The 25,982-nt window shown below is 53.7% G+C and carries 22 protein-coding genes, 4 tRNA genes, 3 rRNA genes and 2 other annotated features; all 29 genes read left to right on the top strand.

The features are described from left to right. The first annotated feature begins 12 nt into the window (after positions 1 to 12). The 29 genes from NSS88_RS08110 (at position 13) to NSS88_RS07970 (ending at position 25,899) form a co-directional block, all read left to right on the top strand. Positions 13 to 98, top strand: a tRNA-Leu gene (locus tag NSS88_RS08110). 3 nt (positions 99 to 101) lie between these two features. After that, positions 102 to 175, top strand: a tRNA-Arg gene (locus NSS88_RS08105). 4 nt (positions 176 to 179) lie between these two features. Next, positions 180 to 253 (top strand) — tRNA-Pro (locus NSS88_RS08100). Between the two features lie 12 nt (positions 254 to 265). Further along, positions 266 to 338: transfer RNA gene (locus tag NSS88_RS08095), tRNA-Ala, on the top strand. Positions 339 to 542: 204 nt separating this feature from the next. After that, positions 543 to 2,101 (top strand): 16S ribosomal RNA (locus tag NSS88_RS08090). Between the two features lie 394 nt (positions 2,102 to 2,495). Beyond that, positions 2,496 to 5,423 (top strand): 23S ribosomal RNA (locus NSS88_RS08085). 318 nt (positions 5,424 to 5,741) lie between these two features. Continuing rightward, positions 5,742 to 5,858, top strand: a 5S ribosomal RNA gene (rrf, locus tag NSS88_RS08080). Together the 16S, 23S and 5S rRNA genes with 4 tRNA genes alongside form the textbook arrangement of a ribosomal RNA operon. A 463-nt stretch (positions 5,859 to 6,321) precedes the next feature. Continuing rightward, a complete protein-coding gene (gene ctsR, locus NSS88_RS08075; protein ID WP_033017268.1) occupies positions 6,322 to 6,783 on the top strand; it encodes a transcriptional regulator CtsR in 462 nt (153 codons plus the stop codon). A gap of 14 nt (positions 6,784 to 6,797) precedes the next feature. Beyond that, positions 6,798 to 7,346: a UvrB/UvrC motif-containing protein gene (locus NSS88_RS08070; RefSeq protein WP_033008611.1), complete on the top strand. Its 549-nt coding sequence runs from the start codon at positions 6,798 to 6,800 to the stop codon at positions 7,344 to 7,346. 4 nt (positions 7,347 to 7,350) lie between these two features. Further along, positions 7,351 to 8,442, top strand: coding sequence for a protein arginine kinase (locus NSS88_RS08065; protein ID WP_033017267.1), 1,092 nt, complete (start codon positions 7,351 to 7,353; stop codon positions 8,440 to 8,442). Further along, positions 8,439 to 10,874 (top strand): ATP-dependent protease ATP-binding subunit ClpC, encoded by a 2,436-nt coding sequence (clpC, locus tag NSS88_RS08060; RefSeq protein ID WP_061580980.1) that lies wholly within the window; start codon positions 8,439 to 8,441, stop codon positions 10,872 to 10,874. Before NSS88_RS08065 ends, clpC begins: the two co-directional genes overlap by 4 nt. Positions 10,875 to 10,949: 75 nt before the next feature. After that, positions 10,950 to 12,320: a DNA repair protein RadA gene (gene radA / locus NSS88_RS08055; protein ID WP_033017265.1), complete on the top strand. Its 1,371-nt coding sequence runs from the start codon at positions 10,950 to 10,952 to the stop codon at positions 12,318 to 12,320. Positions 12,321 to 12,605: 285 nt separating this feature from the next. Continuing rightward, entirely contained in the window at positions 12,606 to 13,700 is a 1,095-nt protein-coding gene (locus NSS88_RS08050) for a PIN/TRAM domain-containing protein (RefSeq protein ID WP_049624211.1), read from the top strand. 21 nt (positions 13,701 to 13,721) lie between these two features. Then, positions 13,722 to 14,408: a 2-C-methyl-D-erythritol 4-phosphate cytidylyltransferase gene (gene ispD / locus NSS88_RS08045; RefSeq protein WP_033008621.1), complete on the top strand. Its 687-nt coding sequence runs from the start codon at positions 13,722 to 13,724 to the stop codon at positions 14,406 to 14,408. A 14-nt stretch (positions 14,409 to 14,422) separates the two neighbouring features. After that, positions 14,423 to 14,905 (top strand): 2-C-methyl-D-erythritol 2,4-cyclodiphosphate synthase, encoded by a 483-nt coding sequence (ispF, locus tag NSS88_RS08040; protein ID WP_033008623.1) that lies wholly within the window; start codon positions 14,423 to 14,425, stop codon positions 14,903 to 14,905. 106 nt (positions 14,906 to 15,011) lie between these two features. Beyond that, on the top strand, positions 15,012 to 16,481 hold the full coding sequence (gltX, locus tag NSS88_RS08035) for a glutamate--tRNA ligase (protein WP_033008710.1): 1,470 nt from the start codon (positions 15,012 to 15,014) through the stop codon (positions 16,479 to 16,481). A gap of 75 nt (positions 16,482 to 16,556) precedes the next feature. After that, positions 16,557 to 16,795, top strand: a binding site (T-box leader). Continuing rightward, a complete protein-coding gene (gene cysE, locus NSS88_RS08030; RefSeq protein ID WP_080706580.1) occupies positions 16,793 to 17,530 on the top strand; it encodes a serine O-acetyltransferase in 738 nt (245 codons plus the stop codon). Its footprint overlaps the feature before it by 3 nt. Continuing rightward, the gene (gene cysS / locus NSS88_RS08025; protein WP_033017262.1) at positions 17,508 to 18,917 is read left to right on the top strand and encodes a cysteine--tRNA ligase; all 1,410 of its coding nucleotides are present in this window, start codon (positions 17,508 to 17,510) and stop codon (positions 18,915 to 18,917) included. The genes cysE and cysS overlap by 23 nt, the downstream gene beginning before the upstream one ends. A gap of 3 nt (positions 18,918 to 18,920) precedes the next feature. Beyond that, positions 18,921 to 19,343: a Mini-ribonuclease 3 gene (locus NSS88_RS08020; RefSeq protein WP_033017259.1), complete on the top strand. Its 423-nt coding sequence runs from the start codon at positions 18,921 to 18,923 to the stop codon at positions 19,341 to 19,343. Beyond that, positions 19,343 to 20,080 carry a 23S rRNA (guanosine(2251)-2'-O)-methyltransferase RlmB gene (gene rlmB / locus NSS88_RS08015; protein WP_033017258.1) on the top strand — a complete coding sequence of 246 codons (738 nt, stop codon included), beginning with the start codon at positions 19,343 to 19,345 and terminating at the stop codon, positions 20,078 to 20,080. Before NSS88_RS08020 ends, rlmB begins: the two co-directional genes overlap by 1 nt. A gap of 3 nt (positions 20,081 to 20,083) precedes the next feature. After that, positions 20,084 to 20,596, top strand: a complete 513-nt coding sequence (locus NSS88_RS08010) for an NYN domain-containing protein (protein ID WP_033008628.1) — start codon at positions 20,084 to 20,086, stop codon at positions 20,594 to 20,596. 70 nt (positions 20,597 to 20,666) lie between these two features. Beyond that, the gene (gene sigH / locus NSS88_RS08005; protein WP_033017272.1) at positions 20,667 to 21,317 is read left to right on the top strand and encodes an RNA polymerase sporulation sigma factor SigH; all 651 of its coding nucleotides are present in this window, start codon (positions 20,667 to 20,669) and stop codon (positions 21,315 to 21,317) included. 297 nt (positions 21,318 to 21,614) lie between these two features. Then, on the top strand, positions 21,615 to 21,797 hold the full coding sequence (gene secE, locus NSS88_RS08000) for a preprotein translocase subunit SecE (protein WP_033017257.1): 183 nt from the start codon (positions 21,615 to 21,617) through the stop codon (positions 21,795 to 21,797). Between the two features lie 112 nt (positions 21,798 to 21,909). Continuing rightward, positions 21,910 to 22,443 carry a transcription termination/antitermination protein NusG gene (nusG, locus tag NSS88_RS07995; RefSeq protein WP_055358134.1) on the top strand — a complete coding sequence of 178 codons (534 nt, stop codon included), beginning with the start codon at positions 21,910 to 21,912 and terminating at the stop codon, positions 22,441 to 22,443. Positions 22,444 to 22,684: 241 nt separating this feature from the next. Further along, on the top strand, positions 22,685 to 23,110 hold the full coding sequence (gene rplK / locus NSS88_RS07990; RefSeq protein WP_044746824.1) for a 50S ribosomal protein L11: 426 nt from the start codon (positions 22,685 to 22,687) through the stop codon (positions 23,108 to 23,110). A gap of 192 nt (positions 23,111 to 23,302) precedes the next feature. Further along, complete coding sequence (rplA, locus tag NSS88_RS07985; RefSeq protein ID WP_050368058.1) at positions 23,303 to 24,004, top strand: 50S ribosomal protein L1; 702 nt, start codon at positions 23,303 to 23,305, stop codon at positions 24,002 to 24,004. A 47-nt stretch (positions 24,005 to 24,051) separates the two neighbouring features. Then, positions 24,052 to 24,216: a sequence feature (ribosomal protein L10 leader region), on the top strand. A 51-nt stretch (positions 24,217 to 24,267) separates the two neighbouring features. Further along, positions 24,268 to 24,768 (top strand): 50S ribosomal protein L10, encoded by a 501-nt coding sequence (gene rplJ / locus NSS88_RS07980; RefSeq protein WP_055358133.1) that lies wholly within the window; start codon positions 24,268 to 24,270, stop codon positions 24,766 to 24,768. Positions 24,769 to 24,822: 54 nt separating this feature from the next. After that, positions 24,823 to 25,191 (top strand): 50S ribosomal protein L7/L12, encoded by a 369-nt coding sequence (gene rplL / locus NSS88_RS07975; RefSeq protein WP_033008641.1) that lies wholly within the window; start codon positions 24,823 to 24,825, stop codon positions 25,189 to 25,191. 105 nt (positions 25,192 to 25,296) lie between these two features. Then, on the top strand, positions 25,297 to 25,899 hold the full coding sequence (locus NSS88_RS07970; protein ID WP_033008715.1) for a class I SAM-dependent methyltransferase: 603 nt from the start codon (positions 25,297 to 25,299) through the stop codon (positions 25,897 to 25,899). The last annotated feature ends 83 nt before the right edge of the window (positions 25,900 to 25,982 follow it).

Raw genomic sequence — 25,982 nt, 5'->3', positions numbered from 1 at the left:
ATTTTCCTATTAGCCGGGGTGGCGGAATTGGCAGACGCACAGGACTTAAAATCCTGGGGTAGGTAACTACCGTGCCGGTTCGAGTCCGGCCCTCGGCACTTGCGCTCGTAGCTCAATTGGATAGAGCATCTGACTACGGATCAGAAGGTTAGGGGTTCGAATCCTCTCGAGCGCGTTAGCGGGAAGTAGCTCAGCTTGGCAGAGCACATGGTTTGGGACCATGGGGTCGCAGGTTCAAATCCTGTCTTCCCGATAGCGTCCGCATGGGGCCTTAGCTCAGCTGGGAGAGCGCCTGCTTTGCACGCAGGAGGTCATCGGTTCGATCCCGATAGGCTCCATTATCGTTCCTTGAAAACTGAACGAAACGAAGCGCGACGAAAAGCGGAGGTCCGCGGGTCGCCGCGATGGGCAAATGTTCTTCGCCTGCAAGGGTGCTTGCACCCGGAAGGCGAAGGTTATTTGACCCCGAGCGGCGGCGGACCGAAGCTGGACAATACGAAAAGCGGAGGTCCGCATGGGCCGAAGCAAAAGCCAATCAACTTTCTTTGGAGAGTTTGATCCTGGCTCAGGACGAACGCTGGCGGCGTGCCTAATACATGCAAGTCGAGCGGACCGAACGAGGGCTTGCTCTTGTTCGGTCAGCGGCGGACGGGTGAGTAACACGTGGGCAACCTGCCCGCAAGACCGGGATAACTCCGGGAAACCGGAGCTAATACCGGATAACACCGAAGACCGCATGGTCTTCGGTTGAAAGGCGGCCTTTGGGCTGTCACTTGCGGATGGGCCCGCGGCGCATTAGCTAGTTGGTGAGGTAACGGCTCACCAAGGCGACGATGCGTAGCCGGCCTGAGAGGGTGACCGGCCACACTGGGACTGAGACACGGCCCAGACTCCTACGGGAGGCAGCAGTAGGGAATCTTCCGCAATGGGCGAAAGCCTGACGGAGCGACGCCGCGTGAGCGAAGAAGGCCTTCGGGTCGTAAAGCTCTGTTGTGAGGGACGAAGGAGCGCCGTTCGAAGAGGGCGGCGCGGTGACGGTACCTCACGAGAAAGCCCCGGCTAACTACGTGCCAGCAGCCGCGGTAATACGTAGGGGGCGAGCGTTGTCCGGAATTATTGGGCGTAAAGCGCGCGCAGGCGGTCTCTTAAGTCTGATGTGAAAGCCCACGGCTCAACCGTGGAGGGTCATTGGAAACTGGGGGACTTGAGGGCAGGAGAGGAGAGCGGAATTCCACGTGTAGCGGTGAAATGCGTAGAGATGTGGAGGAACACCAGTGGCGAAGGCGGCTCTCTGGCCTGCACCTGACGCTGAGGCGCGAAAGCGTGGGGAGCAAACAGGATTAGATACCCTGGTAGTCCACGCCGTAAACGATGAGTGCTAAGTGTTAGAGGGGTCACACCCTTTAGTGCTGCAGCTAACGCGATAAGCACTCCGCCTGGGGAGTACGGCCGCAAGGCTGAAACTCAAAGGAATTGACGGGGGCCCGCACAAGCGGTGGAGCATGTGGTTTAATTCGAAGCAACGCGAAGAACCTTACCAGGTCTTGACATCCCCTGACAACCCAAGAGATTGGGCGTTCCCCCTTCGGGGGGACAGGGTGACAGGTGGTGCATGGTTGTCGTCAGCTCGTGTCGTGAGATGTTGGGTTAAGTCCCGCAACGAGCGCAACCCTCGCCTCTAGTTGCCAGCATTCGGTTGGGCACTCTAGAGGGACTGCCGGCGACAAGTCGGAGGAAGGTGGGGATGACGTCAAATCATCATGCCCCTTATGACCTGGGCTACACACGTGCTACAATGGGCGGTACAAAGGGCTGCGAACCCGCGAGGGGGAGCGAATCCCAAAAAGCCGCTCTCAGTTCGGATTGCAGGCTGCAACTCGCCTGCATGAAGCCGGAATCGCTAGTAATCGCGGATCAGCATGCCGCGGTGAATACGTTCCCGGGCCTTGTACACACCGCCCGTCACACCACGAGAGCTTGCAACACCCGAAGTCGGTGAGGTAACCCGCAAGGGAGCCAGCCGCCGAAGGTGGGGCAAGTGATTGGGGTGAAGTCGTAACAAGGTAGCCGTACCGGAAGGTGCGGCTGGATCACCTCCTTTCTAAGGACGAAAAGCGGAAGCGCCGCGTTCGGCTCTCGAAGCCAAATGTTCTTCACCCGGAGGGGTGCTGGCACCCCGAGGGGGAAGGTTATTTGGCAGAAGAGAGCCAGGCGCTGGAGCTAGACAAGACGAAAAGTGGAGGCCGCAATGGCCAACTGTCGATACACAGCGCTTTCGTTTCGTTCAGTTTTGAGGGAACGAGTCATGTTCTCTCAATGACAAAAAATCGTTCCTTGAAAACTAGATAACCGGAAAAGCGGAGGCGAGTGTTTCGCCGCGATGGGCAAATGTTCTTCGCCTGCAAGGGTGCTTGCACCCGGAAGGCGAAGGTTATTTGACCCCGAGCGGCGGCGAGCCGACGCTAGACAATAAGGAAGAAGCCGAGAGCGCTGTAGGTTAAGCTAGAAAGGGCGCACGGTGGATGCCTTGGCACTAGGAGCCGATGAAGGACGGGGCAAACGCCGAAACGCTCCGGGGAGCTGTAAGCAAGCGTTGATCCGGAGATGTCCGAATGGGGGAACCCACTGTCCGTAATGGGGCAGTATCCATGCCTGAATCCATAGGGCATGGAGGGCACACCCGGGGAACTGAAACATCTTAGTACCCGGAGGAGAAGAAAGCAAACGCGATTCCCTGAGTAGCGGCGAGCGAAACGGGAACAGCCCAAACCAAGAGGCGTGCCTCTTGGGGTTGTAGGACCGCTCATTGTGGGAGTGAGAAAGGAACGGGGTAGACGAACCGGTCTGGAACGGCCGGCCAGAGAAGGTGACAGCCCTGTAGTCGAAACTTCGTTCCCTCCCGAGCGGATCCTGAGTACGGCGGGACACGGGAAATCCCGTCGGAAGCAGGGAGGACCATCTCCCAAGGCTAAATACTCCCTAGTGACCGATAGTGCACCAGTACCGTGAGGGAAAGGTGAAAAGCACCCCGGAAGGGGAGTGAAAGAGAACCTGAAACCGTGTGCCTACAAGTAGTCAGAGCGCGTTCATGCGTGATGGCGTGCCTTTTGTAGAATGAACCGGCGAGTGACGATGGCGTGCGAGGTTAAGCCGAAGAGGCGGAGCCGCAGCGAAAGCGAGTCTGAACAGGGCGAAAAGTACGTCGTCGTCGACCCGAAACCAGGTGATCTACCCATGTCCAGGGTGAAGGCCGGGTAACACCGGCTGGAGGCCCGAACCCACGCACGTTGAAAAGTGCGGGGATGAGGTGTGGGTAGGGGTGAAATGCCAATCGAACTTGGAGATAGCTGGTTCTCCCCGAAATAGCTTTAGGGCTAGCCTCGGGATGGAGAGTGTTGGAGGTAGAGCACTGATTGGGCTAGGGGCCCTCATCGGGTTACCGAACCCAGTCAAACTCCGAATGCCAACGACTTATGCCCGGGAGTCAGACTGCGAGTGATAAGATCCGTGGTCGAGAGGGAAACAGCCCAGATCGCCAGCTAAGGCCCCAAAGTGCACGTTCAGTGGAAAAGGATGTGGAGTTGCAAAGACAACCAGGATGTTGGCTTAGAAGCAGCCACCATTTAAAGAGTGCGTAATAGCTCACTGGTCGAGTGACTCTGCGCCGAAAATGTACCGGGGCTAAACGTGCCGCCGAAGCTGCGGGATGACCGTTGGTCATCGGTAGGGGAGCGTTCTAAGGGCGTTGAAGCCAGACCGGAAGGACTGGTGGAGCGCTTAGAAGTGAGAATGCCGGTATGAGTAGCGAAAACAGAGGTGAGAATCCTCTGCGCCGAAAGCCTAAGGGTTCCTGAGGAAGGTTCGTCCGCTCAGGGTTAGTCGGGACCTAAGCCGAGGCCGAAAGGCGTAGGTGATGGACAACAGGTTGAGATTCCTGTACCACCTCCTTCCCGTTTGAGCGATGGGGGGACGCAGGAGGATAGGGCGAGCAGGCGGCTGGAAGAGCCTGTCCAAGCCGCAAGGCTGATCCGTAGGCAAATCCGCGGATTGTAAGGCCAAGCGGTGATGGCGACGGAGTCATCCGGAAGTCCCCGATTTCACACTGCCAAGAAAAGCCTCTAGCGAGGGAAGAGGTGCCCGTACCGCAAACCGACACAGGTAGGCGAGGAGAGAATCCTAAGGCGCGCGGGAGAACTCTCGTTAAGGAACTCGGCAAAATGACCCCGTAACTTCGGGAGAAGGGGTGCTCGTTTGGGTGAAGAGCCCGAACGAGCCGCAGTGAAAAGGCCCAAGCGACTGTTTATCAAAAACACAGGTCTCTGCGAAGCCGAAAGGCGACGTATAGGGGCTGACACCTGCCCGGTGCTGGAAGGTTAAGGGGAGCGCTTAGCGGAAGCGAAGGTGCGAACCGAAGCCCCAGTAAACGGCGGCCGTAACTATAACGGTCCTAAGGTAGCGAAATTCCTTGTCGGGTAAGTTCCGACCCGCACGAAAGGTGTAACGACTTGGGCGCTGTCTCAACGAGAGACCCGGTGAAATTATACTACCTGTGAAGATGCAGGTTACCCGCGACAGGACGGAAAGACCCCGTGGAGCTTTACTGCAGCCTGATATGGAATTTTGGTATCGCTTGTACAGGATAGGTGGGAGCCTGGGAAGCCGGAGCGCCAGCTTCGGTGGAGGCGCCGGTGGGATACCACCCTGGCGATATTGAAATTCTAACCCGCACCCCTTAGCGGGGTGGGAGACAGTGTCAGGCGGGCAGTTTGACTGGGGCGGTCGCCTCCCAAAAGGTAACGGAGGCGCCCAAAGGTTCCCTCAGAATGGTTGGAAATCATTCGGAGAGTGCAAAGGCACAAGGGAGCTTGACTGCGAGACGGACAGGTCGAGCAGGGACGAAAGTCGGGCTTAGTGATCCGGTGGTTCCGCATGGAAGGGCCATCGCTCAACGGATAAAAGCTACCCCGGGGATAACAGGCTGATCTCCCCCAAGAGTCCACATCGACGGGGAGGTTTGGCACCTCGATGTCGGCTCATCGCATCCTGGGGCTGTAGTCGGTCCCAAGGGTTGGGCTGTTCGCCCATTAAAGCGGTACGCGAGCTGGGTTCAGAACGTCGTGAGACAGTTCGGTCCCTATCCGTCGCGGGCGCAGGAAATTTGAGAGGAGCTGTCCTTAGTACGAGAGGACCGGGATGGACGCACCGCTGGTGTACCAGTTGTCCCGCCAGGGGCACCGCTGGGTAGCTATGTGCGGACGGGATAAGCGCTGAAAGCATCTAAGCGTGAAGCCCCCCTCAAGATGAGATTTCCCACCGCGTCAGGCGGGTAAGATCCCTCGAAGATGACGAGGTCGATAGGTCCGAGGTGGAAGCGTGGCGACACGTGGAGCTGACGGATACTAATCGATCGAGGGCTTAACCTAACAAGAAAAGTGGAGGCCGCCTGCTTATCGGCGAGGCGCGCTGGAGGGCCTGCGAGCGGGCTTAGCCCGCCGTAGCAGGACCGAAGCGTCGCGAGCCGATGGCGGCCGGAACTAGACAGCGAAAAGCGCAGGCGAGCGGTTCGCCGCGACGGGCAAATGTTCTTCACCCGCAGGGGTGCTAGCACCCCGAGGGGGAAGGTTATTTGACCCCGAGCGGCGGCGAGCCGGAGCTAGACAATGAAAAGTGAAAGCGCCCCGGCTTCTTCCTGAAACGGTTATCTAGTTTTCAGGGAACGAATTCCTGACAACCTCATATGGCCTAGTGGTGATAGCGGAGGGGAAACACCCGTTCCCATCCCGAACACGGAAGTTAAGCCCTCCAGCGCCGATGGTAGTTGGGGCCAGCGCCCCTGCAAGAGTAGGTCGCTGCTAGGCTAAGCAGAAAGCACGCCTTTTTCTTCATTAGGAGAAAAAGCGTGCTTTTTCGTTTATCTGACCGAGAAGCGTTTTACTGGGCGAAAAAACGGATATTCTATACCTGAATCCGTGATAAAAACGCGTTCAAACTGCTGAGAAAGCTTGATAAATCAACAAATATCACACTTTTTGCTTTTCACTCAATAAGTGAACATCCGAAACTGGGCTAAACCCTTGATATGATTACGTTTTCCGGTGCTTTTGATGAGCTGCTGTCACGGATTCAGGCTATAGATAGTCTCCCTTGTTTCGGTAGCCCTTGCAATTTTTCGTCATACATTGTATAGTAAAAGCAAGGTCAAATATAGTCAAAGTCAACAAGATGGCGGTGATGCTTCCTCCCAAGGAATGCCCGTTTATTATTGGGCAGGGAGCAGCTTGACCGCCAAGCAGCTTGGTTGTGAGGAAGGTGGGAGGTAGAGTGCCAAACATTTCCGACATTATCGAGCAATATTTGAAGCAAGTACTCAATATGAGCGACCAAGACATCGTTGAAATTAAACGAAGTGAAATTGCTAATAAATTCCGATGTGTTCCCTCGCAAATCAACTATGTCATCAACACGAGATTCACGCTCGAGCGCGGATATATTGTTGAAAGCAAGCGCGGTGGCGGCGGCTATATCCGCATTATGAAAGTAAAGACGAAAAGCGAGGCGCAGCTGATTGACCAGTTGCTCGAGCTGATCGACCACCGCATCAGCCAGTCGAGCGCCGAAGATGTGATAAAACGACTTATGGAAGAAAAGGTGATTTCGGAGCGGGAAGCGAAAATGATGTTGAGCGTGATGGATCGCTCCGTTTTATATATCGATTTGCCCGAGCGGGATGAACTGCGGGCGCGCATGTTAAAGGCGATGCTGACGTCGCTAAAGTATAAGTAGGGGAGGGGGAGGCATTGATTTGCCAAGAATGCAAGCAACGCCCGGCGACGATGCATTTTACGAAAATAGTCAACGGGGAAAAAACGGAATTTCACCTTTGCGAGCAATGCGCCAAAGAACATGGTCATACGTTTATGCTCTATGGCCATGACGACTTTCCGCTCAACAATTTGTTAGCGGGGCTTCTCAACTTTCAAGCTCCGATGAAAGAAGTGACGGCCAATGCGTTCCCGAATCCGGATTTGCTTCAATGCGAGACGTGCCAAATGACATACCACCAGTTTACGCAAATTGGGCGGTTCGGTTGCGCCGACTGCTATCGGACGTTTGCCCGTTACCTTCCGCCGATTTTAAAACGGCTTCATAGCGGAAATACTGCTCATTCAGGGAAAATTCCGAAGCGAAAAGGCGGCGTCCTCCATTTGCGGAAGCAGCTGGCCACGTTGAAACAAAAGCTTCAGGAATTAGTTGCCCGCGAGGAATTTGAGCGGGCGGCCGAGGTGCGCGACCAGATTCGTTCGTTAGAGGACGAACTTCGCCGACGTGGAGAGGGGGAGATGTAGCGGTATGTCATTTGGAAAGTTTTTCAACACAGCGGTCAGCGCTTGGATGAGCCAGGAGGGGCCGAATTCGGACATCGTGTTGAGCAGCCGCATCCGGCTGGCGCGCAATATTGTTGATTTTCGTTTCCCAACGCTGTTTAGCAGCGAAGAGGCGAAACAAATCGTTGCCTTGTTTGAGCGCGCGTTCGTCCATCGTCCGTATGGGGAAGCGGGACGGTTTGAACTGTTGAAAATGTCGGAGCTTCAACCGATTGAAAAACGGGTATTGGTGGAAAAGCACTTAATCAGCCCGCATTTGGCTGAAGATTCGCCGTTTGGCGCCTGCCTGCTTTCGGAAAATGAGGAAATCAGCATTATGATCAACGAGGAAGACCATATCCGCATTCAGTGTCTGTTTCCAGGGCTTCAGCTTGCCGAGGCGCTTGAGGCGGCGAGCGAGTTGGATGATTGGATTGAAGGGCATGTCAACTATGCGTTCGATGAACGGCTTGGTTACTTAACGAGCTGTCCGACGAACGTCGGAACGGGGTTGCGGGCGTCGGTGATGATGCATCTTCCGGCGCTGGTGCTGACGCAGCAGATCAACCGCATCATCCCTGCCATCAACCAGTTGGGACTCGTCGTCCGCGGCACGTACGGGGAAGGAAGTGAGGCTTTAGGGAACATTTTCCAAATTTCGAACCAAATTACGCTCGGAAAATCAGAAGAAGATATTGTCGCTGATTTGCATACGATCGTTGAGCAGCTCATCGCCCAAGAAAGGGCGGCTCGCCAGGCATTAGTGAAAACGTTGGGCATACAATTAGAAGACAAGGTATTCCGTTCATACGGCATATTGGCCAACTGCCGCGTCATCGATTCGAAGGAGGCGGCGCAATGCCTGTCGGATGTGCGTTTAGGGATCGATTTAGGATATATCAAAAACGTCTCGCGCAACATTTTAAATGAGCTGATGATTTTGACGCAGCCAGGATTTTTGCAACAATATGCCGGAGGGGTGCTTCGCCCTGAGGAACGGGATGTCCGCCGGGCGGCGTTGATTCGGGAACGCTTAAGGATGGAAACACGAAGAAAGATGGAGGGTGATGAACGATGATGTTTGGCAGATTTACGGAACGGGCGCAAAAAGTGCTGGCGTTGGCGCAAGAGGAAGCCATCCGCCTCGGCCATAACAATATCGGAACCGAACATATTTTGCTTGGGCTGATCCGTGAGGGGGAAGGAATCGCTGCTAAAGCGCTCATGGCGCTTGGACTTGACCCGGATAAAATCCAAAAAGAAGTCGAATCGCTCATCGGCCGCGGCAATGAAGTGTCCCATACGCTCCATTACACGCCGCGGGCGAAAAAAGTGATCGAGCTGTCAATGGACGAAGCGAGGAAACTTGGCCATTCGTATGTCGGCACGGAGCATATTTTGCTTGGCTTGATCCGCGAGGGGGAAGGCGTGGCCGCTCGCGTGCTGAACAACCTCGGGGTGAGCTTGAACAAGGCGCGCCAACAAGTGTTGCAACTGCTCGGCAGCAATGAATCGGTATCGGGCCACAGCGGTGGGGGGGCTTCGCATGTAAGCACGCCGACGCTTGACAGCCTTGCCCGCGATTTGACGGCGATTGCCCGCGAAGGGCGGCTTGATCCGGTCATCGGCCGCAGCAAAGAAATTCAGCGTGTTATTGAAGTGTTGAGCCGACGGACAAAAAACAACCCGGTGCTCATCGGTGAACCGGGGGTTGGAAAAACAGCGATCGCGGAAGGATTGGCCCAGCAAATCGTCAACAACGAAGTGCCGGAAACGCTGCGCGACAAACGGGTCATGACGCTCGATATGGGGACGGTCGTCGCCGGGACGAAATACCGCGGCGAATTTGAAGACCGGCTGAAAAAAGTGATGGACGAAATTCGCCAGGCGGGCAATATCATTTTGTTCATCGATGAACTCCATACGTTAATCGGCGCTGGCGGAGCCGAAGGGGCCATCGACGCGTCGAACATTTTAAAGCCGGCCTTGGCGCGTGGAGAATTGCAATGTATCGGTGCGACAACGCTTGATGAATACCGCAAATACATTGAGAAAGATGCTGCGCTCGAGCGCCGCTTCCAGCCGATTCACGTCGATGAGCCGACAGTTGAAGAGTCGATTCAAATTTTAAAAGGGCTGCGCGACCGGTATGAAGCGCATCATCGCGTCTCGATTTCCGATGAGGCGATCATTCAGGCAGTCAAACTTTCCGACCGGTATATTACCGACCGGTTCCTGCCGGATAAAGCGATCGACTTGATTGATGAAGCTTGCTCGAAAGTGCGTCTCCGTTCGTTCACGGCGCCGCCGAAACTGAAAGAACTGGAGCAAAAGCTTGAAGAAGTGCGAAAAGAGAAAGATGCGGCCGTGCAAAGCCAAGAATTTGAAAAAGCGGCGTCGCTGCGTGATATGGAGCAGCGGCTGCGTGAAGAGCTTGAAGAAACGAAACGTGCGTGGAAAGAAAAACAAGGCCAAGAAAATTTGGAAGTGACGGTCGAAGACATTGCCGCGGTCGTCTCGAGTTGGACCGGGATTCCGGTATCGAAGCTGGCCGAGACGGAAACCGAGCGGCTGTTGAAACTGGAAGAAATTTTGCATTCGCGCGTCGTCGGCCAAGACGAGGCGGTCAAAGCGGTGGCCAAAGCGGTGCGCCGCGCCCGGGCTGGCCTCAAAGACCCGAAACGCCCGATCGGTTCGTTCATTTTCCTCGGCCCGACCGGCGTCGGGAAAACGGAATTGGCCCGTGCATTGGCCGAGGCAATGTTTGGAGATGAAGATGCCCTCATTCGCATCGATATGTCCGAGTATATGGAAAAACACTCGACATCGCGGCTCATCGGTTCGCCGCCGGGGTATGTCGGCTACGAAGAAGGCGGTCAGCTGACCGAAAAAGTGCGTCGCAAGCCATACTCGGTCGTTCTGTTGGATGAGATGGAAAAAGCGCATCCGGACGTGTTTAACATCTTGCTGCAGGTGCTCGAAGACGGGCGGTTGACTGACTCGAAAGGGCGGACGGTTGACTTCCGCAACACGATCATCATTATGACATCGAACGTCGGCGCGGATGCTTTGAAGCGGAACAAGTATGTCGGCTTTAACATCCAGGATGGAAACCAGCAATACAAAGACATGAAAAGCAAGGTCATGGATGAGCTGAAAAAAGCGTTCCGTCCGGAGTTTTTGAACCGGATCGATGAAATTATCGTCTTCCATTCGCTTGAAAAAGACCATCTAAAACAAATTGTCCGTCTGATGGCTGATACGCTGGTGAAACGGCTGAAAGAGCAAGATATTGACCTTGAATTGACGGAGGCGGCGATTGAGAAAATCGCTGCTGAAGGTTTCGATCCGGAATACGGGGCTCGCCCGTTGCGCCGCGCTTTGCAAAAACATATTGAAGACCGTTTGTCCGAAGAACTGTTAAAAGGCACGATCGCCAAAGGACAAAAAGTCGTCGTTGATGTGAAAGATGGGGAATTTGTCGTATTGGCAAAACAGGCCGTGATGTGATGAAAAAAGGTATGCGGCACGATGCTGCCCATACCTTTTTTCCATATGGAACACAAGAGAGAAAGGGTTAGTTCAATGGCGAAAAAGAAGACGAAATTTGTTTGCCAAGAGTGCGGATACGAATCGGCGAAGTGGCTCGGCCGCTGCCCGGGATGCCAAACGTGGAACTCATTCGTCGAGGAAATCGAGCCGGTCAGAACCGCTGTGCGTGGGGCATTTCTCCATTCGGAGCCGTCCGGGTCCGCTAAACCGGTTCCGATTACTGCCGTTGCCGCGGTGCAAGAGCCGCGCATCGAAACGAACAGTGCAGAGTTCAATCGAGTGCTCGGTGGGGGGATCGTCAAAGGGTCGCTCGTCTTAATCGGCGGCGACCCCGGCATCGGCAAGTCGACGCTGTTGCTGCAGGCCTCAGCGCAACTGGCGGCTAGGCATACAGTGTTGTATGTATCGGGCGAGGAATCCGTCAAACAGGTAAAACTGCGCGCTGGGCGCCTTCGCGCCGAGTCCGATCATCTGTATGTGTTAGCGGAGGCGAATTTGGAATATATTGTATCAGCGATTGAAACGATTCAGCCCTCCTGTGTCGTGATTGATTCAATCCAGACGGTGTACCGGACGGATATTACGTCAGCGCCGGGCAGTGTCGCCCAAGTGCGCGAGTGCACCGCTGAGTTGATGAAAATCGCCAAAACAAAAGGCGTCGCCATTTTTATCGTCGGCCATGTGACGAAAGAAGGGGCGATCGCCGGGCCGCGCATTCTCGAGCATATGGTCGATACCGTCCTTTATTTTGAGGGGGAGCGGCATCATACGTACCGCATTTTGCGGGCGGTGAAAAACCGCTTCGGTTCGACGAATGAAATCGGTATTTTTGAAATGCGCGACATCGGGCTGCGGGAAGTGGAAAATCCGTCCGAAGTGTTTTTGGAAGAGCGATCGCACGGGGCGGCGGGTTCGACGGTGGTGGCGGCCATGGAAGGGACGCGCCCGGTTCTGGTGGAAATTCAAGCGCTCGTTTCGCCGACAAGCTTCGGCAACCCGAGGCGGATGGCGACCGGCCTCGATCATAACCGCGTGTCGTTGCTTATGGCCGTATTGGAAAAGCGGGTCGGGCTGCTGTTGCAAAACCAAGATGCCTATTTGAAGGTGGCGGGCGGAGTGAAGCTTGATGAGCCGGCCATTGACCTAGCCATCGCCGTCAGCATCGCCTCAAGCTTTCGCGATCGGCCGACCAATCCGACCGACGTCATTATCGGTGAAGTCGGGTTGACCGGGGAAGTGCGGCGTGTCTCCCGCATTGAACAGCGTGTGCAAGAGGCTGTCAAACTAGGTTTTTCCCGTGTCATTGTACCGAAAAACAATTTGGCAGGTTGGCAGCCGCCGGCAAGCGTTCAGGTGATCGGCGTTTCCCATGTGGCTGAGGCGCTCGAGCATACGATGATTTGAATGCTTTCTTCGGGGGAACGGGCAAATAGGAAACGGCTGGGGGCGCTCGCTAAAGCATCCTCTTGCTCCGCCCCGATCATGTTTTGCATGAAATGACCGAACTTTTTGTTTCGAACAACGTAAATATATATAGGGGGGCAACGTCCTTCCGCTGTGCACGGGCGTCCAGCGCGAATTGTTACAAGCGGATGTCGAATGTTCAAAAATGGTTAAAAATTGGGTTTCGGTTGGTTTCAAACATTGGAAACTGTTTATAATGTTAGATAGGGAGGTGAAGATGAGCCGATGGTCAAACGTGTCGTACAACTATTTTTTCTCGCCGTAGGCGGAACGCTGGGCGCCATGTTTTTGCCTGATTTGCTTGCGCTGTTGAATGTAAGCGACATGCCGCTCATCCATAATTCCTATACGTTGGCGGTGTTGGGCGCTGTTCTTTTCTTTTTGTTGACGTTTTGGCTTGTGGATTATGTTGTGGACATGGTGCGCTGGGTCGAGGAAACATTGGTAAGGGCGCCTGCTGCTGACGTGCTGTTTGGCAGCCTCGGGCTGATTTTTGGTCTTATTATTGCGTTTTTGGTCGTCATGCCGCTGCAATCGTTTCGAATTCAAGTGTTGAACACGGTGCTGCCGATTTTTTTGACGATCTTGCTTGGCTATTTAGGGTTTCGTGTCGGCTTAAAGAAACGGAATGAGCTGATGAACTTATTTTCTCTTTCCAATCGAATGACAAAGAAAAAAGGCGGAGAAACCGAGAACGAGGCGCCGAAAGGTGGAGCGGTGAAAATTTTGGACACAAGCGTCATCATCGATGGGCGGATTGCGGACATTTGCCAAACCGGGTTTTTGGAAGGCCCGCTTGTCATTCCCCGTTTTGTGTTAGAGGAGCTCCAGCATATCGCCGACTCCTCCGATGTGCTGAAGCGAAACCGCGGCCGCCGCGGCTTGGATATTTTAAACCGCATTCAAAAAGAGATGGCGATGAAGGTGGAAATTCATGAGGCCGACTTCAGCGATGTGCAAGAAGTCGACAGCAAGCTCGTCAAACTAGCCAAACAGCTTCAAGGCGTCGTCGTCACAAACGATTTCAACTTGAACAAAGTGTGTGAGCTGCAAAACGTGCGCGTCCTTAATATCAACGATTTGGCTAATGCCGTCAAGCCGATCGTCCTGCCGGGCGAGGAGCTGAATGTGCATGTCATTAAGGACGGAAAGGAACATAACCAGGGCGTTGCTTACTTGGATGACGGAACGATGATTGTTGTCGAAGACGGCAAAGAATATATCGGCAAACGGGTTGACGTCCTAGTCACCAGCGTGTTACAAACATCTGCGGGGAGAATGATTTTTGCCAAGCTGAAGTTGTTGCAAAAAGCGCTGTAAACAGAACAGGGGAAACGTCCAATGAACTACGAAGCGATTGTCTTGGCGGCCGGACAAGGAAAGAGGATGAACGCCGGTATGAATAAGCAGTTTATTGAACTAGGCGGCGAACCGCTCATCGTCCGGACGCTGAAGGTGTTCGACCGCGATGAACGGTGCGCCCGCGTCGTGCTTGTCGTGAATCCGGCGGAGCGAAGCCGCTTTGAGCAACTTGTCGTTCGTTTTCGTATCAAAAAAGTGGCAGCGTTCGCTGAGGGCGGCGAGGAGCGGCAACATAGCGTCTATAACGGGCTGCAGGCGTTAGAGGGACGGGGCATTGTCCTGATCCACGACGGCGCCCGCCCGTTTATTCACGTCCGCCATTTGCATGAGCTGGCGGATGCAGCCGCCCGATACGGGGCAGCGGTCCCGGCTGTGCGGGTGAAAGACACAATCAAAAAAGTGGACGGTTTGTTTGTCGAACAGACGATTGATCGTTCCAGCTTGTGGGCGGTGCAGACGCCACAAGCTTTTCGTCTGTCTTTGATCGCCGAGGCGCATGAGGCTGCGAAACGGGAAGGCTATCTTGGCACGGACGACGCCAGCCTCGTCGAGCGGCTCGGCAAGCCGGTGAAAATTGTAGAAGGGGACTACCGCAACATTAAACTGACGACTCCGGAAGACATTTTGTTTGCCGAGGCGATTTTAGCGAGCCGCGTCGCAGAGTAAACGGAGGTGAAGACATGTTTCGCATCGGACAAGGGTTTGACGTTCACCAGCTCGTTGAAGGGCGTCCGCTTATCATTGGCGGCGTACATATTCCGCATGAGAAAGGGCTGCTCGGCCATTCGGATGCCGATGTGCTGCTCCACGCGGTGGCGGACGCGTGCCTTGGAGCGATTGGCGCCGGCGATATCGGACGGCATTTTCCTGATGATGACCCGCGCTATAAAGACGCGGACTCAACCGAATTGTTGGCGCACGTATGGACGCTCGTCCGGAAGGAAGGGTATGCATTGGTGAACGCCGACTGTACGATTATCGCTCAAAAGCCGAAAATGGCTCCGTACATTGAGGAGATGAAAGCCGTGATCGCCCGCCTGCTTGAAGCCGAGCGCACACAAGTGAACGTCAAGGCGACGACAACGGAAAAACTCGGGTTCACCGGGCGCGGGGAAGGCATTGCCGCCCAAGCGGTCGTGTTGCTTAAAAAGAGCGGGGAGTAAGGCGCAACCGTTAGGCGCCGAATGGGGCGAGCCGTCCGTTTTGAACTTTGCCGCGATAAACGGTACAATAAGGGTACAAGTTTGGATGAAAGTGGAGGGTTGGACGATGGCAAAAGATGTGCGCGTGCGCTATGCGCCGAGCCCGACCGGCCATTTGCATATCGGAGGGGCGCGGACCGCGCTGTTTAACTATTTGTTTGCTCGCCATCACGGCGGAAAAATGATCGTCCGCATCGAGGATACGGATATCGAACGGAACGTGGAAGGCGGCGAACAGTCGCAGCTCGAAAACTTACAATGGCTCGGCATCGATTATGACGAGTCCGTTGATAAAGATGGCGGCTATGGGCCGTACCGCCAGACGGAGCGGCTTGATATATACCGGAAGTATGTGGACGAACTGCTCGAGCAAGGACATGCGTACAAATGTTTTTGCACGCCGGAAGAGCTTGAGCGGGAGCGGGAGGAGCAGCGTGCGGCCGGCATCGCCGCTCCGCAATACAGCGGCAAGTGCCGCCGTTTGACGCCGGAACAGGTCGCGGAACTTGAGGCGCAAGGCAAGCCGTATACGATCCGCCTCAAGGTGCCGGAAGGGAAAACATACGAAGTCGACGATCTGGTGCGCGGCAAAGTGACGTTTGAATCGAAAGATATCGGCGATTGGGTCATTGTGAAGGCGAACGGTATTCCGACGTACAACTTTGCCGTCGTCATCGACGACCACCTTATGGAGATCAGCCATGTGTTCCGCGGTGAGGAGCATTTGTCCAACACGCCGAAGCAGCTGATGGTGTATGAATATTTTGGCTGGGAGCCGCCGCAGTTTGCCCATTTGACGTTGATTGTCAACGAACAGCGGAAAAAGTTGTCCAAGCGCGATGAGTCAATCATTCAGTTCGTGTCGCAATACAAAGAGCTCGGCTATTTGCCGGAAGCGATGTTCAACTTTTTCGCCCTCTTAGGCTGGTCGCCGGAAGGGGAGGAAGAAATTTTTTCGAAAGACGAGCTCATCCGCATCTTCGACGTTTCGCGGCTGTCAAAGTCGCCGTCGATGTTTGACACGAAAAAGCTGACATGGATGAACAATCAATACATCAAAAAACTCGATTTGGACCGGCTCGTCGAATTGGCTTTGCCGCATTTGGTGAAAGCCGGGCGCTTGCCGGCGGACATGAGCGACGAACAGCGGCAGTGGGCGCGCGATTTAATCGCACTGTATCAAGAGCAAATGAGCTACGGGGCGGAGATTGTTCCGTTGTCCGAGTTGTTCTTTAAGGAAGAAGTCGAATACGAAGATGAGGCGCGCCAAGTGCTCGCCGAAGAACAAGTGCCCGACGTGCTTTCGGCCTTTTTGGCCCATGTGCGGGACCTCGACCCGTTTACAGCCGACGAAATTAAAGCGGCGATTAAGGCGGTGCAAAAGGCGACCGGACAAAAAGGGAAAAAGCTGTTTATGCCAATTCGCGCCGCGGTGACCGGGCAAACGCACGGGCCGGAGCTTCCGTTTGCCATTCAGCTGCTCGGCAAACAAAAAGTAATCGAGCGGCTCGAGCGGGCGCTGCAAGAAAAATTTTAGCGGAATAGGTGTGCACGTTTGCGTAGTGCGTGTGGTATAATAATACAAAGTTTATCGGTTGAACAAGCGCATAGTGAAAAAGCGTTGACGAGGAGAAGTAGGAAACGCCGTCATCCCAGAGAGAGTCGCCTTGGCTGGAAGCGGCTTATGCCCGGCGTTATCCGAAATGCGCCTCGGAGTCTCCTTTCGAACCGGAACAGAGACGTTCTGCAGTAGAGAGGAGCGGAGCCTCTCCGTTATCGGACTCGAGTGAGTGAAACGGCGTTTTCCCGTTTCGCTAAACAGAGTGGAACCGCGCCAAAAGCGTCTCTGTGTCTTCGGCACAGGGACGCTTTTTTATTCAAAACAACTTAGAGGGATGGAGGGAGGACATGATGTTTAAAACGTTAAAAGAGGATATTGAGGTCATTTTTGAGCAAGACCCGGCGGCAAGAAGCTACCTGGAAGTCATTTTAACGTACTCCGGTCTGCATGCCATTTGGGCGCATCGGATCGCTCATGCGCTTTACAAACGGAAATTTTACTTTCTTGCCCGGTTGATTTCGCAAATCAGCCGCTTTTTCACCGGCATTGAAATTCATCCGGGCGCCAAAATCGGCCGCCGCTTTTTCATCGACCACGGCATGGGTGTGGTGATCGGAGAAACGTGCGAAATCGGCGACAATGTCACGGTCTATCAAGGGGTCACATTAGGAGGGACAGGGAAAGAAAAAGGGAAGCGGCACCCGACGATCAAAGACAACTGTTTGATCGCTGCCGGCGCGAAAGTGCTCGGGTCGATTACGATCGGCGAAAACTCGAAAATTGGCGCCGGGTCGGTCGTGTTAAAAGACGTGCCGCCCAACTCAACCGTCGTTGGCATTCCGGGCCGCGTGGTTGTGCGTGATGGAGTGAAAGTGAAAAAAGATTTGAACCACACCGACCTGCCAGATCCGATCGCTGACCGGTTCCGGGAGCTTGAAGAGGAGATCGTCCGGCTGAAAAGCGAGTTGGAGGCATTGAAACAGCAAGAAAGGAAGAGCGAGTATGAGCAGCATCCGGCTTTATAATACGTTGACGCGAAAAAAGGAACCGTTTGAGCCGCTTGAGCCCAACAAGGTCAAAATGTATGTATGCGGTCCTACCGTTTACAACTATATCCATATCGGGAACGCCCGGGCCGCCATCGTCTTTGACACGATCCGCCGCTATTTGGAGTTCCGCGGCTACGACGTGACGTACGTATCCAATTTTACCGATGTCGACGACAAACTGATTAAGGCGGCCCGCGAGCTTGGCGAAAGCGTTCCGGCGATTGCCGAGCGGTTTATCGAGGCGTATTTTGAAGACATTCAGGCGCTTGGCTGCAAAAAGGCGGACATCCACCCGCGCGTGACAGAAAATATCGGGACGATTATCGAATTCATCCAAGCGCTCATCGACAAGGGGTATGCGTACGAGGTGGATGGCGACGTCTACTACCGGACGCGCAAGTTTCCCGGTTACGGCAAGCTGTCGCACCAATCGATCGATGAATTGCAGGCTGGAGCGCGCATCGAAGTCGGCGAGAAAAAAGACGACCCGCTCGATTTCGCCCTTTGGAAAGCGGCGAAAGAAGGAGAGATTTGTTGGGACAGTCCATGGGGGAAAGGGCGGCCGGGTTGGCATATCGAATGCTCGGCGATGGCGCGCAAATATTTAGGCGATACGATCGATATCCACGCCGGCGGCCAAGATTTGACGTTCCCGCACCATGAAAACGAAATCGCCCAGTCAGAGGCTTTGACCGGCAAACCGTTTGCGAAATATTGGCTGCACAACGGGTATTTAAATATTAACAACGAAAAAATGTCGAAGTCGCTCGGCAACTTCGTGCTCGTCCACGATATCATCCGGCAGATTGACCCGCAAGTGCTGCGCTTCTTTATGTTGTCGGTGCACTATCGCCATCCGATCAACTACAGCGAAGAGCTGCTCGAGAGCGCCCGGCGCGGGCTCGAACGCTTAAGGACGGCATATGGCAACTTGCAGCACCGGCTCGGAGCGAGCACGAATTTAACCGACGACGATGACAAATGGCTGTCGCGCATCGCTGCGGTCCGCGAATCGTTCATCCGCGAAATGGACGACGATTTCAACACGGCGAACGGCATTGCGGTTCTATTTGAGCTGGCGAAACAAGCGAACTTGTATTTGCAGGAAAAGACGACATCGGAAACCGTTATTGGCGCCTTTTTGCGTGAATTTGAACAGTTGATGGACGTGCTTGGCCTCGATCCAAAGCCAAAGCAAGAAGAGCTGCTTGATGAGGAAATCGAGGCGCTGATCCAACAGCGCAACGAAGCGCGGAAAAACCGCGATTTCGCGCTGGCTGACCGCATTCGCGACGAGTTGAAGGCCAAAAACATTATTTTGGAAGATACGCCTCAAGGGACAAGATGGAAACGGGGATCATAAGCAATGGCGCAGTTTGAGACCGTTCATGATGTCAAACAATTAAATGGCTTGGCGCTCGCCTATATTGGCGATGCGGTTTATGAAGTGTACGTGCGCCGCCACTTGCTGGCGATGGGCAGCGTACGGCCGCACGAGCTGCATCGGCGGGCGATCCGCTACGTGTCGGCCCGGGCGCAAGCAAGAGTCATTTTAACCTTGCTTGATGAAGGCGTGTTGACGGAAGAGGAGCAAGCCATCGTCCGCCGCGGCCGCAACGCGAAATCAGGCACGATTCCGAAAAATACGGATGTGCAGACATACCGGCACAGCACCGCGTTCGAAGCGTTGATCGGCTATCATTTTTTACAGGACAACGGCCGGCGGGTCGACGAGTTAATCGGCCGTTCATTTGCGATTATTGAAAGGGAAGAAAGGGCGTTGGAATGATGGATTACATTATCGGCAGAAACCCGGTCATCGAGGCGCTCAAATCCGGGCGCGACATCAATAAAATCTGGATCGCGGAAGGAGCGCAGCGCCACGCCGTCGAGCCTGTCCTCGAATGGGCGAAGCGGCGGGGCGTGCTCGTCCAATATGTTCCGAAGCGCAAGCTTGACCAAATGGTTGACGGGGTGCACCAAGGGGTGATCGCCCAGGCGGCCGCATACCGCTATTACGAGGTCGACGATTTGTTTGCCCGCGCCGCCCGACGGGAAGAAGCGCCGTTTTTCCTCATTTTGGACGAAATCGAAGACCCGCATAACTTGGGCGCCATTATGCGCACCGCAGATGCGGTCGGAGCGCACGGGCTCATCATCCCGAAACGGCGGTCGGTGGGGTTGACGCCGACCGTAGCGAAGGCGTCAACCGGAGCGATCGAGCACGTTCCGGTCGCGCGCGTGACGAACTTGGCGCGGACGATCGACGAGCTGAAAGAGCGGGGCGTTTGGGTGGCTGGCACCGATGCAGACGCCAAAGATGACTACCGCTTCCTTGACGGCACGATGCCGTTGGCGCTGGTCATCGGCAGCGAGGGAAAAGGCATCAGCCGGTTAGTGCGGGAAAAGTGTGATTTCTTGTTTCGGCTGCCGATGCGGGGGCACGTCACTTCGCTCAACGCTTCTGTCGCCGCCAGTTTGCTCATGTACGAGGTGTACCGAAAGCGGTATCCGCTAGGGGAATAGCCGATGAACGTTTTAATTGTCGACGGTTACAACATCATCGGGGCATGGCCGGCGCTGCGCCGGCTGAAAGAGGAAGGCGATCTGGCAGCGGCAAGGGATTTGTTGATTGACAAACTGGCCGATTACAAAGGGTTCACCGGGGATCACGTCGTGGTCGTGTTTGACGCCCATCTCGTGCAGGGAAACGAGAAAAAGTATAAAAACTACGATATCGATGTCATTTTTACAAAGGAAAATGAGACAGCGGACGAACGGATTGAGCGGTTGGCGAAAACGCTCATCAACGCGCGCACCAAAGTGTATGTCGCGACATCGGATTATACGGAACAATGGACGGTGTTCGGTCAAGGCGCCTTGCGCAAATCGGCGCGCGAACTTCTGCACGAAATCGAAGAGGTGGAGCGGGATATTTCAAAAAAGTTGCAGTCAATGAAGCAGCATACACCGACCTTGAAAGTGCCGCTCAATGACAGAGTTGCCGAAATTTTTGAAAAATGGCGGAGAGGGCAAAAATGAGCGGTTGACGCTGTAAAAATTTGCACTGTATAATAAATGTTAGCGATTGATGCGGTCGGGGGGGATCAGCGTGGGGGAATGCTTAAAAGTAGACAAGCCAAAGGATTATAAACATTTAGAGGATGAACAGCTTGTTACACTTGTTCACGAAGGGGATGGAGAAGCGCTTGATTTTTTGATCCACAAATACCAAAACTTTGTGCGCGCCAAAGCCCGCTCATACTTTTTAGTCGGGGCTGACCGCGAGGACATTGTGCAGGAAGGGATGATCGGGCTGTACAAGGCAGTCCGCGATTTTAAGGGGGACAAGCTCTCTTCATTTAAAGCGTTTGCAGAACTATGCATCACGAGGCAAATGATTACCGCGATTAAAACCGCGACCCGCCAAAAGCACATTCCGCTCAACTCTTACGTTTCCTTGGACAAGCCGATTTACGACGACGAGTCGGACCGGACGCTGATGGACGTGTTGTCCGGCACGCAGGTGACCGACCCGGAAGAGCTGATTGTCAACCGCGAGGAAGTTGACGATATTGAGCTGAAAATGGCGGAATTGCTCAGCGATTTGGAGCGGAAAGTGCTCGCGTTGTATTTGGACGGGCGCTCGTACCAAGAAATTTCCGAAGAGTTAAACCGCCATGTCAAATCGATCGACAACGCCTTGCAGCGCGTCAAACGGAAGTTGGAGAAATATTTGGAATATCGGGAAATCAGTTTGTAGGCGGTGCATCGGCCGATGGCCGAACGGAGGCCAAAAGATGGCATTGACAGCGGAAATGCTGATATGATAAATTTTTATGGACATCTCGCGGGAACGGTCAAACGTTTATGTTAACGAGCAACGTTGGCTCGCGCGCAATGCGGGAGCCGAAACTGCACGGCTGCAAAACAGGCCGGTTGCCTTGGTGCAGGCGCTTGGCGGCCAACAAGTTTTGTTCGATGAGCAACAATCATACCGTCCATCGCGAGACGAAGCAGGCGGTGGGGACAGTTTTGATCAATCGTGGAGGTACGAGGGATGCAGCGAGTAATCAACTTTTTCAAAGAAGTCGTGCGGGAGTTGAAAAAAGTGAGCTGGCCGAGCCGGAAAGAACTAGTGAACTATACGGGAATCGTATTGGCTACGGTGGCGTTTTTCACCATCTTTTTCGCCGTTGTCGACCTCGGCATTTCGCAGTTGATTCGCCTTGTATTTGAATAAGCGGGCGGATGATATGCTATAATGAAAGATAATCGTGCGAACATGGAACCCGGAAACGGGTTTTTGTTTTGCGCAGAAAACAAAATGAAAACCGCCCTAGGGAGGCTCGCTGATGGAGAAAAACTGGTATGTCGTCCATACATATTCGGGATACGAAAATAAGGTGAAAGCCAATTTGGAGAAACGCGTTGAATCAATGGGAATGCAAGACAAGATTTTCCGTGTTGTCGTCCCGGAAGAAACGGAAACGGACATCAAAAACGGCAAACGGAAAACGACGAAAAAGAAAGTGTTCCCCGGTTATGTGCTTGTCGAAATGATCATGACCGACGATTCGTGGTACGTCGTGCGCAACACGCCGGGCGTGACCGGATTTGTCGGTTCGAGCGGGGCTGGTTCGAAACCGACGCCGCTCATGGAGGAAGAAGTCAAAATGATTTTGAAGCGGATGGGCATGCCGCTTACTGAGATTGATGTCGACTACGAGGTGAATGAAACGGTTCGGATTAAAGAAGGGCCGTTTGCCAACTTCACTGGAAAAATTGAGGTGATTGACCTCGACAAACATAAGGTGAAGCTGCTTGTCGATATGTTTGGCCGCGAAACACGGGTGGAATTGGAGTTTTCGCAAATAGAAAAAATCTAATGGAAAAGAACTTGCAATCGTTGTTGAAAAGTGATACTATTTTAAAGTCAGTATGTCTTGAATCTTAGACAAGGCATGCAGCGATGAACTTATACGTGCTGTATAAGGGAGCGAACGTGCTTGATGCGCTAATCCTCCCGGCCGAAACGGGAGATATGAAAGCGGCTCGTCAGATCGGAGCCGGATGGAGTGGGAGGGGCAATCCCTAATACCACATCACGGACTTAAGGAGGTGTGTCTCGTGGCGAAAAAAGTAATCAAGATCGTCAAACTGCAAATTCCTGCAGGGAAAGCAAATCCGGCGCCGCCAGTAGGTCCTGCGTTAGGTCAAGCCGGTGTTAATATTATGGCGTTTTGCAAAGAGTTTAATGCCCGTACCGCTGACCAGGCAGGCTTGATCATTCCGGTTGAAATTACGGTTTTTGAAGACCGTTCGTTTACATTCATCACGAAAACGCCGCCGGCCGCTGTACTGTTGAAAAAAGCGGCGGGCATCGAATCGGGCTCCGGCGAACCGAACCGCAACAAAGTAGCGACGATCAAACGTGACAAAGTGCGCGAGATTGCTGAATTGAAAATGCCGGATTTGAATGCAGCGAGCATTGAAGCAGCCATGCGTATGATTGAAGGCACGGCTCGCAGCATGGGCATCGTGATCGAAGACTAAGGCTGGTTTGTTGTCCGGGGGGTTGCGTATTCCGCAACCTCTCTCTCCATGGGCAAAAAAGTCTTTTATGAATGAAGGACAGTCCTTTTCAGAAGGTCGCTGTCTGCTGAATGGTTCGCCTTCGAAAGAAGCGAAGGTTGTTTGATCGTGGGAGGTTTTTTCCGCTAAAACCACAATTGAGGAGGATTTTACATGCCGAAAAGAGGAAAAAAATACTTAGAAGCGTTGAAGCTCGTTGATCGCTTCAAGGCTTATCCGGTTGCAGAAGCGATCGAGCTCGTGAAAAAAACGAACGTCGCGAAATTTGATGCGACGGTGGAAGTTGCGTTCCGATTGGGCGTTGACCCGAAAAAAGCGGACCAACAAATTCGCGGCGCTGTCGTCCTGCCGCACGGCACGGGGAAAGTAGCGCGCGTGTTAGTGTTCGCAAAAGGGGAAAAAGCGAAAGAAGCAGAAGCAGCTGGCGCTGACTATGTCGGCGATACAGAATACATCAATAAAATCCAGCAAGGCTGGTTTGACTTTGACGTCGTTGTTGCCACGCCGGATATGATGGGCGAGGTCGGGAAACTCGGTCGTATTTTGGGTCCGAAAGGGTTAATGCCAAACCCGAAAACCGGCACGGTCACGTTTGACGTTGCGAAAGCTGTGCAGGAGATCAAAGCTGGTAAAGTGGAATACCGCGTTGATAAAGCCGGCAACATTCATGTGCCGATCGGCAAAGTATCGTTCGACAACGAGAAACTGGTCGAAAACTTCGCCGCCGTCTACGAGGCGATTTTGAAAGCCAAACCGGCGGCAGCGAAAGGGACATACGTCAAAAACGTGACGATTACGTCAACGATGGGTCCTGGCATTAAAGTGGACCCGACGACGGTGGCTGTTGCACAGTAACGGTTGACTTTCTGTGTCGAGTCTGATAAAATGCCATTTGGCTGAACAAACGAATATCATTTATACCGTAGACAGTAGGTGCCGTTCCCGGCTTAATTTCCTACCGAGGTATGTGGACGATAAGCAGCGCGCCATAGGCCGGCAGCAGCCGGCGGCCGTGCGTTGAACGCTACCTCCATGTCTACGCGGCATGGAGGTTTTTTATTGAGCCGCCAAACGGTATAACTGGTATTCCACCATTTTCTTTGCAGGAGGTGCAGGACGTGTCGAGCGCGATTGAACTGAAAAAACAAGTGGTTGCCGAGATTGCGGACAAATTCCGCGCCAGCAAGGCAACCGTCATCGTCGATTACCGCGGCCTGAACGTGGCGGAAATGACCGAGCTGCGCAAACAGCTGCGCGAAGCAGGCATTGAGTTCAAAGTGTATAAAAACACGATGACCCGTCGGGCGCTCGCGGAAGTCGGCCTGGAAGGATTGGATGAGATGTTTACCGGCCCGAACGCCATCGCGTTCAGCAATGAAGATGTTGTGGCGCCGGCAAAAATTTTAAGCGAGTTTGCGAAAACGCATGAGGCGTTGGAGATCAAAGGCGGCGTCATCGAAGGGAACATCGCCAGCAAAGAAGAAATCGATGCGTTGGCGAAGCTCCCGTCCCGCGAAGGGTTGCTTTCGATGCTGCTTAGCGTTCTCCAAGCCCCGATCCGCAACTTTGCGCTTGCGGTCAAAGCGGTGGCTGACAAGCAAGAAGAACAAGGCGCGTAATCGTGTATACCGATGTGCGTAACACACCATCAACCAAACAAGGAGGAAATGATGATGACGAAAGAACAAATCATTGAAGCTGTGAAAAATATGACGGTATTGGAATTAAACGAACTGGTAAAAGCAATCGAGGAAGAATTCGGCGTAACGGCGGCAGCTCCGGTTGTTGTCGCTGGCGGTGCGGCAGCCGGCGCTGAAGCAGCAGCTGAGAAAACAGAATTTGATGTCATTCTCGCTGATGCTGGCGCGCAAAAAATCAAAGTTATTAAAGTTGTCCGCGAACTCACTGGTCTCGGCTTGAAAGAAGCGAAAGACTTGGTTGACAACACGCCGAAACCGATCAAAGAAGCCGTTTCGAAGGAAGAAGCAGAAGAAATTAAAGCCAAACTTGAAGAAGTTGGCGCAAAAGTTGAAGTGAAGTAATGGCGTCATTGCAAAAAAGAGGCTGACCCAAGCAAGGGAAAGCCTCTTTTTTGTTACACTATATATCGGGAGCCGAAGCGGCTTGCCGACAGAGGAGGGATGATGGTGAGCGAACATTATTATTCAGCTGCTCCCACGTCGGAGCGAAACCCGCAAACGTGGACGTTTACGCTCCGGGGGCATGAATTTCGCTTTACAACCGACAGCGGGGTGTTTTCCAAACGCGGTGTCGATTTTGGCACGCAGCTGCTGATCGAAACGTTTGAGGAGCCGGAAGTGGCCGGCGACCTATTGGATGTCGGCTGCGGATACGGACCGATCGGCCTCGCTCTGGCCAAATCGTTTCCGAACCGGCTCGTCCAAATGATCGATGTGAATGAGCGGGCGCTGGAGCTGGCGCGGGAAAACAAGCGTGCAAACCATATCGATAATGTGCGCATTTACCAGAGCGACTTGTTTTCAGAAGTCGGGGAACAGCGGTTTGCGGCCGTTGTCACCAATCCGCCGATCCGGGCCGGCAAGCGGGTTGTCCACGCGATTTTTGAACAAAGCCGGGACCACTTGCTTGACGGCGGGGAGCTATGGGTCGTCATTCAAAAAAAACAAGGGGCGCCATCAGCGCTTGAAAAGCTGAAAGAACTGTTTCCGTTTGTTGAGGTGGCTTCCAAGAAAAAAGGATATTATATCATAAAGGCAAAAAAATGTTGACACTCTTTTTTGGTTGTGGTAACATTATAAAATGCTAAATATGCACATTTCCCACATGAGGGGATGACGTATATTTTTGGATA

The organism is Geobacillus sp. FSL W8-1251 (assembly GCF_038005945.1).
GTDB classification, from domain to species: Bacteria; Bacillota; Bacilli; order Bacillales; family Anoxybacillaceae; genus Geobacillus; species Geobacillus stearothermophilus.
This window is presented reverse-complemented; position numbering and strand designations above follow the sequence as displayed.

Coding starts and splice junctions, on each gene's coding strand:
- rlmB (WP_033017258.1), top strand. CDS start 19,343: ATGGATTACATTATCGGCAGAAACCCGGTCATCGAGGCGCTCAAATCC.
- secE (WP_033017257.1), top strand. CDS start 21,615: ATGCAGCGAGTAATCAACTTTTTCAAAGAAGTCGTGCGGGAGTTGAAA.
- NSS88_RS08020 (WP_033017259.1), top strand. CDS start 18,921: ATGGCGCAGTTTGAGACCGTTCATGATGTCAAACAATTAAATGGCTTG.
- NSS88_RS08065 (WP_033017267.1), top strand. CDS start 7,351: ATGTCATTTGGAAAGTTTTTCAACACAGCGGTCAGCGCTTGGATGAGC.
- gltX (WP_033008710.1), top strand. CDS start 15,012: ATGGCAAAAGATGTGCGCGTGCGCTATGCGCCGAGCCCGACCGGCCAT.
- radA (WP_033017265.1), top strand. CDS start 10,950: ATGGCGAAAAAGAAGACGAAATTTGTTTGCCAAGAGTGCGGATACGAA.
- clpC (WP_061580980.1), top strand. CDS start 8,439: ATGATGTTTGGCAGATTTACGGAACGGGCGCAAAAAGTGCTGGCGTTG.
- ispF (WP_033008623.1), top strand. CDS start 14,423: ATGTTTCGCATCGGACAAGGGTTTGACGTTCACCAGCTCGTTGAAGGG.
- ispD (WP_033008621.1), top strand. CDS start 13,722: ATGAACTACGAAGCGATTGTCTTGGCGGCCGGACAAGGAAAGAGGATG.
- rplL (WP_033008641.1), top strand. CDS start 24,823: ATGACGAAAGAACAAATCATTGAAGCTGTGAAAAATATGACGGTATTG.
- rplA (WP_050368058.1), top strand. CDS start 23,303: ATGCCGAAAAGAGGAAAAAAATACTTAGAAGCGTTGAAGCTCGTTGAT.
- cysS (WP_033017262.1), top strand. CDS start 17,508: ATGAGCAGCATCCGGCTTTATAATACGTTGACGCGAAAAAAGGAACCG.
- nusG (WP_055358134.1), top strand. CDS start 21,910: ATGGAGAAAAACTGGTATGTCGTCCATACATATTCGGGATACGAAAAT.
- NSS88_RS08050 (WP_049624211.1), top strand. CDS start 12,606: ATGGTCAAACGTGTCGTACAACTATTTTTTCTCGCCGTAGGCGGAACG.
- NSS88_RS08010 (WP_033008628.1), top strand. CDS start 20,084: ATGAACGTTTTAATTGTCGACGGTTACAACATCATCGGGGCATGGCCG.